Origin of the sequence: Pseudonocardia sp. CA-107938, from assembly GCF_050936315.1 — a bacterium.
In the GTDB taxonomy this organism is placed as follows: domain Bacteria; phylum Actinomycetota; class Actinomycetes; order Mycobacteriales; family Pseudonocardiaceae; genus Pseudonocardia.
Window position 1 is genome coordinate 5,677,255 of the sequence record NZ_JBNJNA010000001.1, and the last position, 10,386, is coordinate 5,687,640.

Below are 10,386 nucleotides of genomic sequence, written 5' to 3' on the forward strand. Positions count from 1 at the left end.
CACGGTGTACAACAGGGCCACCACGTCGTCGGCCATCGGGGGGTGCCGGTTGTGCCTGCGTTCCTCCAGGACGTCCTCGACCACTGGCTGATCTACGCGACCATGCCGGTGATCGCCGCACTGATCGGCTACGGCACGAAGATCGTCGCCGTCGAGATGATGTTCGAACCGGTCGACTTCGTGGGCGTACGACCGGTGTTCGGCTGGCAGGGCATCATCCCCCGCAACGCCGGCCGCATGGCCACGATCGCCATGGACCTGCTGCTCAACCGGCTGATCGACCCGCGGGCGATCCTCGCCCGCATCGACGTGGACCGGCTGCTCGAGGAGATCGAGGCCCCGCTGAACAAGGCGGTCGTCGAGATCGGCACCGACGTGCTGGCGAAGTACCAGCCTGCGGTCTGGGAGATGCTGCCGACCGTGGCGCAGGACCTGATCCTGCGCCAGCTGCAGGCGCGTGCCCCGAAGGTCGTCGCCGAGATCATGACCGACATCTCGCGAGACCTCGAGCAGTACGTCGACGTCCGCGACATGGCGATCACGAACCTGGTGCGCGACCGCGCGGTGCTGAACCGCCTGATCCGCGAGATCTCACAGCCGGAGATGCGGTTCATCATCCGATCCGGCCTCTACTTCGGCGCGATCGTCGGCGTGCTGCAGGCCGTGGTCTGGGCGCTGACCCACGAGCCGTGGATCATGCCGTTCTTCGGTGGGCTGATCGGCCTCAGCTCCGACTGGCTCGCCCTCAAGATGATCTTCCATCCGCGGGAGGAACGGCGGATCCTCGGGATCTTCCGCTGGCAGGGACTGTTCCACCGGCGCCGCGAGCAGGTCGCCGCCGACTACGGCCGGCTCATCGCCGACGAGGTGCTGACCATCGACCACATCCTCGAGGCCGTGCTGGCCGGCCCGCGGTCCGACCGTCTGATCATGACGGTGCAGCGGCACGTCGGGAAGGTCATCGACGAGAACATCGGGCTGGCCAAGCCGCTCGTCGTGCTCAGCATCGGATCGACGGAGTATCAGCAGCTGCGCCGTGACGTCGCCGAGCGCGGACTGGCTGCCGTGAGCACGACGATCAAGCCGGCGCTCGGGTACGCGCACGAGGCGCTCGACGTCGAGCACACGATCGTCGACGCCATGCTGCGGCTCTCCCCGATGGAGTACGAGGGCGTGCTGCGGCCCGCGTTCCGGCAGGACGAGTGGAAGCTGATCCTGGTCGGCGGCATCCTCGGCGCGCTGGTCGGCGAGCTTCAGGTGCAGCTGCTGCTCGGCTGAGCGGCGATCGCGGCCCGCAGGCAGCGGGCCGGGTCGGCGGCGTGGAACGGGTGCTCGGACGGCTCGATGTGGTCGAGGAACCGCCGGTAGGTGACCGCGCCCAGCAGGTGCAGCCACGGCCGGGCCAGCTCGCTGGCGCGAGCCGCGTCGCTGCCGGGGACGCGCCGGGCCCACTCGGCCACCCACTGCGCGGTCGCCGGCGCCCGGTCGACCGCGGGCACCCAGTCGTGCAGGCGCAGGAAGTCGACGGCCGGATGGCCGATCACCGCGTCGCCCCAGTCGAGGACGGTGAGCGCGCCCGGCACGCCGCGGACGTTGCCGGGATGCAGGTCGCCGTGGACGAGCGTGTCGGGCAGGCCGGTGGCGGCGAGTGCCGCGTGCCGCTCGTCCAGCCCGGCGACGAGCACGTCCAGCGCGGCGCGCTCGGGCCGGGTCAGCTCGTGGGCGTGCCGCTCGACGACGTCGACCACGAGCGGCAGCGCGGCGGCGGGCCGCCGGTCCGGCAGACCCAGCTCCACCAGCTCCGGGGCGCGGCCGGCCCATTCGGCGTGCAGGGCCGTCGCGATGCCGAGGATCTCCAGCACCGGCGCACCGGTGGCGTCGTAGTGGTCGACGCCGGGGATGTCGGCCATCAGCATCCGGCTCGGCTCGGCCGCGAGCACGGTGGGCGCCACGTGCGGCCCGATGCGCGTGACCAGCGCCGGCTCGTGCCCGAAGAACGCCGGCACCTCCTTCAACCACACCGCACCGCGGTCGGTGGGCAGGCGCCAGATCGCCGACAGGTTCCAGGTCTTCACCTGCTGCGGCGGCCCGGTGCGCGCGGTGCCGGCCGCGCAGAGGGCGGCATCGGCCCACGCGAGGGCCGCGCGCTGCCCGTCCGGTTCCGCGTAGGGCGCGCGCAGCGGATGCGGAGCCAACGGGTCGGCGCCGGACCACGGCTGCAGCGGCGCATCGACGGGCCCGTCGACCTGGGCGAGATAGGTGCCCGATCCGCCGGGCCCGGCCCCGGGTGGCAGCTCGATCGCCCGCAGCACCGCCACGTCCAGTCCGTACCGCTCCCGGCACCCCGTGACGACCTGCTCGACGTCGGGCCAGAACGGCCACGGCACGTCGAACGGCGGCAACGCGCCGAGGACGGCGTCGTCGGTGCGCAGGACGACGGTCACGGTGCGCGGCACGTCTCGATCGTCCCGGTGCGCACAATCCGGTTACCACGCCGGGGCGCTTCGGCACCATCCCCGAAAGGTCGAGACAACCCTGGTGATGTCCAACGGAATCCCGGTGCCGGGGCAATCCCGGGTTCGGGCATTCTGGGCACCATGACCGTGGACCACCTGCTGCAGACGATCCCGCCCCTCGCGGTCTACCTGCTCGTCGGCGCCGTCATCGGCGTGGAGAGCCTCGGCATCCCGCTGCCGGGCGAGATCGTGCTGGTCAGCGCGGCCCTGCTGTCGTCGCACCACGAGCTGGCGGTGAGCCCGATCGGCGTCGGGGTCGCCGCGATCATCGGAGCGATCGTCGGCGACACGATCGGGTACGGCATCGGGCGGCGGTTCGGGATGCCGCTGTTCGAGCGGCTCGGCCGGCGGTTCCCCAAGCACTTCGGACCGGGGCACGTGGCGCTCGCCGAGCGGATGTTCGCGAAGTGGGGCGTGTGGGCGGTGTTCTTCGGCCGGTTCATCGCGCTGCTGCGGATCTTCGCCGGGCCGCTCGCCGGCGCCCTCACGATGCCGTACCGGCGCTTCCTCGCCGCCAACGCGTCCGGGGCGATCTGCTGGGCCGGCGGCACCACCGCGCTCGTGTACTTCGTGGGGATCGCGGCCGAGCGCTGGATGTCCCGCTTCTCCTGGGTCGCTCTCGTGCTGGCCGTCATCGGCGGGATCGCGGTGGCGCTCGTGCTGCGCAAGCGCACCGCGAAGGCGATCGCCGCCATCGAGGCCGAGGGCGAGACGCGCGGCGCCGATCCGGTGGTGTGACGGGCCCGACGATCGGCTAACACGCGCCGGGTCGGGGAGCGACAGCCCCACGTGCACGACCGCCAGAACCCCCCGACCCTCGTCGCCGTCGACCCGCCCACGCTCCCCGCGGGCGATCTCCGTCCCGCACTCGACCCCACCCTCGACCCTCCCGCGTTCCCGGCTCCCCGCCGTTCCAGCGGCGGCCGGTTCGCCCGCCTCGTCCGCCGGTGGCGCCACCGCCGACGCTGAGGGACGGTGGCGGCGTGACCGGACATCCCACGCTGCTGCACACCGTCCTCGACGCCACCGACGCCCGTGGGCTGGCCGAGTTCTACCGGCAGCTCATGGGCCTGGTGTACCGACAGGGTGACGAGGACGCGCACGACTGGTTCGTGCTGCTCACCACGGACGGGACGCGGGTGCTCGCCGTCCAGCAGGTCGACGAGCTCCCGCGGTCGACGTGGCCGCGGCCGGGCGTCCCCCAGCAACTGCACCTGGACCTGACGGTGCCGAGCACCGCAGAGCTGGACCGCCAGCACGAACGGGCGCTGGCGCTGGGCGCGCAGCTGCTGCTGGACCGGCGCGACGACCCGGAGGAACCGCTCTACGTCTACGCCGACCCGGCCGGACACCCGTTCTGCCTGTTCCTGGCCCCGCGTTGACTGGGCGGGGTCAGAGCTCCCGGACCAGCGCGATCGCCCTGACCCGGGTCTCCAGCCGCGCTTCGAGGGTGTCGCCGGCCGGGTAGAGCCGCACGGTGTCCACCCCGGCCGCCTGCCACACGCGCAGCCGCTCCCGCACCACGGGCTCGGTGCCGATGAGCGTGGTGGCCAGCACCATCTCGTCCGTGACGAGGGCGGCGCCCGCGCGGTCGCCGGCCTGCCAGCGGTCCCGCACCTCGACGGCGACCTCCGACCAGCCCTGCCGGCCGTACGCGTCGTGGTAGAAGTTCGTGGTCGCCGTGCCCATGCCGCCGAGGCTGAACGCGAGGCCCGACTTGGTCGTGGCGGTGCGCATCAACCCTGCTCGGCGTGCTGCTTGATCGCCGCGAGTGTGGTGGTCATGTTCGTCTCGAGCTCGCGCAGCCGCACGAAGACGATCTTCTGCTCCTTCTCGGGCATCGCCGTGATGGCGACGCTGAGCCCCGACTCACCCGGCCCCATGCGCATCCACTGGGTCAGCCGCGTGCCCCCCTCGACGGGTTCGAGCGTGAACCGCCAGCTCGCCGACAGCCACTCCGGGTCGCCGACGTCCCACGCGAACACCTCGGGCGCGGCGCAGGCGCTGACCGTCGACGGCGTGGACCACTGCCCGAACGCCGCGTGGCTGTTGAACCCCTGGAACCGGGCGCCCACCCGCGCGCCGGTCGCCCCGTCGATCCACTCGACCCGTTGCAGCTCGTTGCACAGCTTCGGCATCGCGACGGGGTCGGAGACCAGCGGCCAGACCCGCTCCGGCGGCGCATCGATGTCGATCTGCACCTCGACGGTGGGTTGGTCGGCGTAGCGGGCACCCGTCCACTCCATGGAGTCAGAGTTGCGCAACGCGACCCAGCATGTCAACGCGTGCACTACGGTCGGCGTCCGTGCTCGATCACATCTCCCTCCAGGTCGCCGACGTCGCGACCTCCGTCGCCTTCTACGAGCAGGTCTTCGGCCCGGCCGGCCTGCGGGTGATCATGCAGTTCCCCGGTCGCGACGGAATGCCCGTCGCCGGGCTCGGCGGACCTGACGGTCAGCCGCGGTTCTGGCTCGGCCCCGGTCGTCCGGACGGCGTGCCGGAGACGCACATCGCCTTCGCCGCGCCCGACCGGGCGGCCGTCGACGCGGTGCACGCGGCCGCCGTCGCAGCGGGGGTGGAGGTGCTGCACGGACCGCGCGAGTTCCCCGAGTACCACCCCGGCTACTACGGGGTGTTCGTGCGCGATCCCGACGGCAACAACGTCGAGGCCGTCCATCACGGCTGACATTGTCGGACCCGGGTGCGAACATATGTTCGTGTCCGACGACGGGTCCGGCCGCAGCGCCACACCGATCCTGCACGCAGATCTCGACGCGTTCTACGCCTCGGTGGAGCAGCGCGACGACCCGCGCCTGCGCGGCCGGCCGGTGATCGTCGGCGGCGGGGTCGTGCTGGCCTGCAGCTACGAGGCCAAGCGCTGCGGCGTACGCACGGCCATGGGCGGGCGGCAGGCGAAGGTGCTGTGCCCGGAGGCGATCGTGGTGCCGCCGCGGATGTCGGCCTACTCGACGGCGAGCAAGGCCGTCTTCGAGGTCTTCCGGGCCACCAGCCCCGTCGTGGAGGGCATCTCGATCGACGAGGCGTTCCTCGACGTCGGCGGGCTGTGGCGCATCGCGGGCTCGCCCGTCGAGATCGCGCGCCGGCTGCGTCGCGACGTCCGGGAGCAGGTCGGGCTGCCGATCACCGTCGGGGTGGCGCGCACCAAGTTCCTCGCGAAGGTGGCCAGTGGTGTCGCCAAGCCCGACGGGCTCCTGCACGTGCCGGCCGACGGCGAGCTGGCGTTCCTGCACCCGTTGCCCGTGGAGAAGCTGTGGGGCGTCGGCAAGGTCACCGCCGCGAAGCTGCACGCGCTGGGTGTCCGCACCGTGGGCGAGGCCGCCGAGATCGGCGAGGGCCCGCTCGTCGGGCTCGTCGGCAAGGCGGAGGGCCACAAGCTGCACGCGCTGGCGCACAACCGCGACCCGCGGCAGGTCGAGACCGGCGTCCGGCGCCGGTCCATCGGCTCGCAACGGGCGCTCGGCCGTCGCCGGCGCACCCCCGAGGAGCTCGACGCGATCCTCGCCGGCACCGTCGACCGGCTCGGTCGCCGGCTCCGCGGTGCGCACCGGGTGTGCCGCACGGTGGTGCTGCGGCTGCGGTTCGCCGACTTCACCCGGGCCACCCGCTCACGCACCATGGTGGCCGCCACCAGCCACACGCCCACGATCCTGGCCACGGCGCGGATCCTGCTGGCCGGCGCGATGCCGCGCATCGCCGCCGACGGGGTCACCCTCCTCGGCCTGTCGCTCACCAACCTGCGGGAGGACATGCCGCTGCAGCTCACCCTCCCCCTCGCCGCGCGCACCGTCGACGCCGACGAGATGGCCTTGGACGTCACGCTGGACGCGGTGCGCGACCGGTTCGGCTCACGCTCGGTCACCCGGGCCACGCTGCTGGGCCGCGACGAGGGCATCTCCGTCCCGCTGCTGCCCGACTGAAACCCAACCTGAGAGCCCGATCAGGCGGACGGCGGGTCGCAGTGCGGCCGAACGGGCGCATCGGCGACCGTTCGGCGCGTCCGGCGGCCCGAGCGGATCGCTTGCTCCTCAGGTTGGCAACCCGACGCCACCCTGCTCTGTCAGATTCGCGGACGTGCCCGACGACGTCCTCCTCCCGTCCACCGCGCCCGCTCCCCGCCACGTCGAGGGCTCGGTCGAGGGCGCGGTCGAAGGCCCGGTCGAAGGCACAGCCCGCCGGGTCGGCGCCCTCGTCGTGCTGGTCGCCGCGGTGGTCGTCGGTGCCTGGCAGGCCGGCCGCATCGTCGGCCCGCTCGACACCGGTGCCCCGCTGCCGGCGCACGTCTCCGTCCACGGATCGGTGGTGACCCGATGAGTGCTCCGGCCATCGACCCGGTGCTGGAGTCCGCGCCGGCGCCGGCCGTTCCGGCCCTCCCGGAGGGCGCGCGGATCACGCAGCTGCGCGTCGACGGCATGACGTGCGGGGCCTGCGCCGCCCGGATCGAACGGATCATGGGCCGCATCGACGGCATCTCCGCGCAGGTCAACTACGCCACCGGCACGGCGACGATCACCCACCCCGTGGGCGTCGCGGCGGACGCGCTGGTCGCCGTCGTCGAGGACGCCGGCTACACCGCGGCACCCGTCCCGGACCTCGCCACGGCCGAACCCGACGACGACGGGCACGCCGCCCGGCTCGCCGCCGCGGGTGGCCGGGCAGCGGCCTGCGTCGCGCTGGCGGTGCCGGTCGTCGTGCTGTCGATGGTGCCGGCGCTGCAGTTCCCGTTCTGGCAGTGGGTGGCGCTCGGGCTCACCCTGCCGACCGTGTTGTGGGGCGGCTGGCCGCTGCACCGGCGCGCCCTCGCGGCGGCCCGGCACGGCACGGCCACCATGGACACCCTGGTCTCGCTGGGCACGCTCGCGGCGCTCGGCTGGTCGCTGTACGCGATGATCTTCGGCTGGGCCGGGCTGCCCGGCCTCCGGCACGCGTTCGAGCTGACGATCGCCCGCAGCGACGCCGGGTCGGCCATCTACCTGGAGGTGGCCGCCGGGATCACCGCGATCGTGCTGGCCGGCCGGTACTGCGAGGAGCGGGCGCGGCGCAGTGCGGGCTCCGCGGTCCGCGCGCTCTCGGGGCTCGCCGCCGACGAGGCCACGGTGCTGCGGGCCGACGGCACCGTCCGGGTCCCGACCGCCACGCTCGTCGTCGGCGATCTCGTGCAGGTGGCCGACGCCGAGCGGATCCCGACCGACGGCATCGTGATCGACGGCTCCGCCTGGCTCGACGCGTCCCTCGTCACGGGCGAGTCGGCGCCGATGGCCGTCCAGCCCGGCACGGCGGTGATCGGCGGTGCCGTCGCGCGCGGTGGCCCGCTGCTGGTGCGCGCGACCCGGGTCGGCGCCGACACCCAGCTGGCCAGGATGGCCGCGCAGGTGCGCGCGGCGCTGGGACGCAAGGCGCGCGCGCAGCGGCTGGCCGACCGGGTGTGCGCCTGGTTCGTGCCGGTCGTGCTGGTGCTCGCCGCGGGCACCTGCGCGTTCTGGTTGGGCACCGGCGCGCCGGTCGCGACCGCCGCCGCCGCTGCGACGGCCGTCCTCATCGTGGCGTGCCCCTGCGCCCTCGGCCTGGCCACCCCGACCGCGCTGCTGGTCGGCACCGGCCGCGCAGCCCGGCTCGGCATCCTCAGCGCCGGCCCGCAGTCCTGGGAGGTCGCGCGCCGGGTCGACACGGTGCTGCTCGACAAGACCGGCACGGTCACCACCGGCGCGCTCGCCGTGCAGTCCGTGACGGTGGTGGACGACGAGGCGGGCGGCGCCACCGACGACGTGCTCGCCGCTGCCGGCGCGGTGTCGGCGGGCAGCAACCACCCGATCTCGCGGGCGCTCACCGCCTACGCGGCGGAGCGGGTCCCGTTCTGGCCGGCCGTGCACGACGTCGCGGTTCACGACGGGCGCGGCGTGTCCGGCGAGACCGGCGCCCGCTCGGTCCTGGTCGGTAGCCCCGCGCTGATGCAGGAGCGCGGCGTCGAGGTGCCGGGCGCGCTGCAGGACGCGATCGCCGACGCCGGCGCACATGCCCGTACCCCCGTCGTCGTCGCGTGGAACGGACGCGCGCACGGCGTGCTCGGGATCGTCGACACCGTGCGCCCGACGAGCGCTGCCGCGGTGTCCAGGTTGCGCGCGCTCGGGCTCGAACCGGTGCTGCTCACCGGCGACTCGCGCGCCGTCGCCGACGCCGTGGCCGCCGAGGTCGGCATCACCCGCGTGCTGGCGGAGGTGCTGCCCACCGGGAAGGCCGACGCGGTGCACGAGCTGCAGCTCGAAGGACGCGTCGTGGCGATGGTGGGCGACGGTGTGAACGACGCCCCGGCGCTGGCCGAGGCCGATCTCGGCATCGCGATGGCCGGCGGCACCGACGTCGCCGTCGCGGCAGCCGGGTTGACGCTGGTCCGGCCCGATCTCGGCGCGGCAGCCGACGCGATCGTGCTCTCCCGCCGCATCGTCGCGACACTGCGGGGCAACCTCGCCTGGGCGTTCGGCTACAACCTGGTGGCGCTGCCGCTGGCGGCGTCCGGGCTGCTGCACCCGATGCTCGCCGGGGCGGCGATGGTGGCGAGCTCGCTGCTCGTCATCGGCAACAGCCTGCGGCTGCACCGGTAGCCGTCAGCCGGGGCATCCTGGCCACCATGGTTCGCACGGCTCCGCTGCTCCGGCCCGCGGCATCCACGCTGTACCTCGCCGCGGCCGTCTCGTGGCTGGGCCTGCTGGTGCACAACGTCGCCGACCTGCCGGGGCAGACGCTCGCCAGCCCGGAGACGCTCTACCCGACGCTGGTGCTCGCCGCCGTCCTCGTCCTGCTCGGCGCCGGGGTGCGGCGGCTCGCGGGTGGGCTGCTGCTCGCCTGGGCCGTGCTCCACCTGGTGGGCGGCGCGATCCTCAGCGTCCTGCCGCTGCCCGTGCTTCCGTTCGCGCCCGAGCAGTCGGTGCGGCACTACTCGTTCCACGTGCTCTACGGGCTGACCCAGCTCCCGCTGCTCGTGCTCGCCCTCCGCGAGGTCAGCCGATCCGGTCCGCGTGGGAGTACAGGTTCATCGACCCGTTCCTGACGAAGCCGGCCAGCGTGATGCCGGCGTCGTCGGCCAGCTCGACCGCCAGCGACGACGGCGCCGAGACCGCGGACAGCACCGGCGCCCCGGCCATCGCCGCCTTCTGCACCAGCTCGAACGAGGCACGCCCCGACACTTGCAGCACGCAGCCGCGGGCCGGGACGCGGCCCTGCAGCAGGGCCCAACCGAGCACCTTGTCGACGGCGTTGTGCCGGCCCACGTCCTCCCGCGCGACGAGCAGCGTGCCGTCGGCGCTGAAGAGACCGGCGGCGTGCAGGCCGCCGGTGGAGTCGAACACCTTCTGCGCCGCCCGGAGCCGGTCCGGCAGACCGGCGACGATCTCCGCCGATATGCGCAGGTCGCCGTCGAGCACGGGGAAGGCGGTCTTCGTGCGCACGGCGTCCAGCGAGGCCTTCCCGCACACCCCGCACGACGACGTCGTGTAGAAGTTGCGCTCCAGCGACGCCGACGGCGGCGCGACCGACGGTGCGAGCGCCACGTCGAGGACGTTGTAGGTGTTGCGGCCGGCGTCGTCCACCGAGTCGCAGTAGCGGGCTGCGGCGACGTCGTCCAGCGACGTGATGACGCCCTCGGTCAGCAGGAACCCGTGCGCCAGCTCCACGTCGTGGCCGGGTGTGCGCATCGTGACCGACAGCGGGCTGCCTGCCACCCGCAGCTCCATCGGCTCCTCGGCGGCGAGGGTGTCCGGGCGGGTCGTGCGCCCGTCCGGCGTGATCCGCACGACCCGCCGACGCGCTGTCAGCCGCCCCATGTGCACCCCGTCCCTCGGTGATCAAGGGCAGAATG

11 protein-coding genes and 1 pseudogene are annotated in these 10,386 nt (G+C 73.7%); 8 read left to right on the forward strand and 4 right to left on the reverse strand.

The features are described 5' to 3' along the window. Positions 1–51: 51 nt before the first annotated feature. A complete protein-coding gene (locus ACQEVB_RS28055) occupies positions 52–1,278 on the forward strand; it encodes a DUF445 domain-containing protein (RefSeq protein WP_432977392.1) in 1,227 nt (408 codons plus the stop codon). Here ACQEVB_RS28055 and ACQEVB_RS28060 read toward each other — a convergent pair. Continuing rightward, on the reverse strand, positions 1,254–2,456 hold the full coding sequence (locus ACQEVB_RS28060) for an aminoglycoside phosphotransferase family protein (RefSeq protein ID WP_432977395.1): 1,203 nt from the start codon (positions 2,454–2,456) through the stop codon (positions 1,254–1,256). The two genes, ACQEVB_RS28055 and ACQEVB_RS28060, sit on opposite strands and share 25 nt — an antisense overlap. Positions 2,457–2,597: 141 nt before the next feature. On the opposite strand from ACQEVB_RS28060, the gene ACQEVB_RS28065 reads away from it, so the two are divergent. Both ACQEVB_RS28065 and ACQEVB_RS28070 read left to right on the forward strand, forming a co-directional pair. Continuing rightward, positions 2,598–3,254: a DedA family protein gene (locus tag ACQEVB_RS28065; protein ID WP_432977398.1), complete on the forward strand. Its 657-nt coding sequence runs from the start codon at positions 2,598–2,600 to the stop codon at positions 3,252–3,254. 245 nt (positions 3,255–3,499) lie between these two features. Next, positions 3,500–3,898, forward strand: a complete 399-nt coding sequence (locus ACQEVB_RS28070) for a VOC family protein (protein ID WP_432977401.1) — start codon at positions 3,500–3,502, stop codon at positions 3,896–3,898. A gap of 10 nt (positions 3,899–3,908) precedes the next feature. On the opposite strand, the pseudogene ACQEVB_RS28075 reads toward ACQEVB_RS28070, so the two are convergent. Then, positions 3,909–4,244: pseudogene (locus ACQEVB_RS28075) on the reverse strand (LLM class flavin-dependent oxidoreductase); the annotation flags it as partial. Positions 4,245–4,252: 8 nt separating this feature from the next. Continuing rightward, on the reverse strand, positions 4,253–4,762 hold the full coding sequence (locus tag ACQEVB_RS28080; protein WP_432977404.1) for an SRPBCC family protein: 510 nt from the start codon (positions 4,760–4,762) through the stop codon (positions 4,253–4,255). Between the two features lie 59 nt (positions 4,763–4,821). On the opposite strand from ACQEVB_RS28080, the gene ACQEVB_RS28085 reads away from it, so the two are divergent. The 5 genes from ACQEVB_RS28085 (at position 4,822) to ACQEVB_RS28105 (ending at position 9,579) form a co-directional block, all read left to right on the forward strand. Then, on the forward strand, positions 4,822–5,202 hold the full coding sequence (locus ACQEVB_RS28085; RefSeq protein WP_432977407.1) for a VOC family protein: 381 nt from the start codon (positions 4,822–4,824) through the stop codon (positions 5,200–5,202). Positions 5,203–5,227: 25 nt separating this feature from the next. Next, on the forward strand, positions 5,228–6,454 hold the full coding sequence (gene dinB / locus ACQEVB_RS28090) for a DNA polymerase IV (protein ID WP_432977410.1): 1,227 nt from the start codon (positions 5,228–5,230) through the stop codon (positions 6,452–6,454). 154 nt (positions 6,455–6,608) lie between these two features. Further along, entirely contained in the window at positions 6,609–6,848 is a 240-nt protein-coding gene (locus ACQEVB_RS28095) for a hypothetical protein (RefSeq protein WP_432977413.1), read from the forward strand. Next, positions 6,845–9,133: a heavy metal translocating P-type ATPase gene (locus ACQEVB_RS28100; protein ID WP_432977416.1), complete on the forward strand. Its 2,289-nt coding sequence runs from the start codon at positions 6,845–6,847 to the stop codon at positions 9,131–9,133. The genes ACQEVB_RS28095 and ACQEVB_RS28100 overlap by 4 nt, the downstream gene beginning before the upstream one ends. Positions 9,134–9,159: 26 nt before the next feature. Then, positions 9,160–9,579, forward strand: a complete 420-nt coding sequence (locus ACQEVB_RS28105) for a hypothetical protein (protein WP_432977419.1) — start codon at positions 9,160–9,162, stop codon at positions 9,577–9,579. Here ACQEVB_RS28105 and fdhD read toward each other — a convergent pair. Further along, complete coding sequence (gene fdhD, locus ACQEVB_RS28110; protein ID WP_432977423.1) at positions 9,530–10,351, reverse strand: formate dehydrogenase accessory sulfurtransferase FdhD; 822 nt, start codon at positions 10,349–10,351, stop codon at positions 9,530–9,532. The genes ACQEVB_RS28105 and fdhD overlap by 50 nt on opposite strands. Positions 10,352–10,386 lie beyond the last annotated feature (35 nt).

Coding starts and splice junctions, on each gene's coding strand:
- fdhD (WP_432977423.1), bottom strand. CDS start 10,351: ATGGGGCGGCTGACAGCGCGTCGGCGGGTCGTGCGGATCACGCCGGAC.
- ACQEVB_RS28065 (WP_432977398.1), top strand. CDS start 2,598: ATGACCGTGGACCACCTGCTGCAGACGATCCCGCCCCTCGCGGTCTAC.
- dinB (WP_432977410.1), top strand. CDS start 5,228: ATGTTCGTGTCCGACGACGGGTCCGGCCGCAGCGCCACACCGATCCTG.
- ACQEVB_RS28080 (WP_432977404.1), bottom strand. CDS start 4,762: ATGGAGTGGACGGGTGCCCGCTACGCCGACCAACCCACCGTCGAGGTG.
- ACQEVB_RS28100 (WP_432977416.1), top strand. CDS start 6,845: ATGAGTGCTCCGGCCATCGACCCGGTGCTGGAGTCCGCGCCGGCGCCG.
- ACQEVB_RS28105 (WP_432977419.1), top strand. CDS start 9,160: ATGGTTCGCACGGCTCCGCTGCTCCGGCCCGCGGCATCCACGCTGTAC.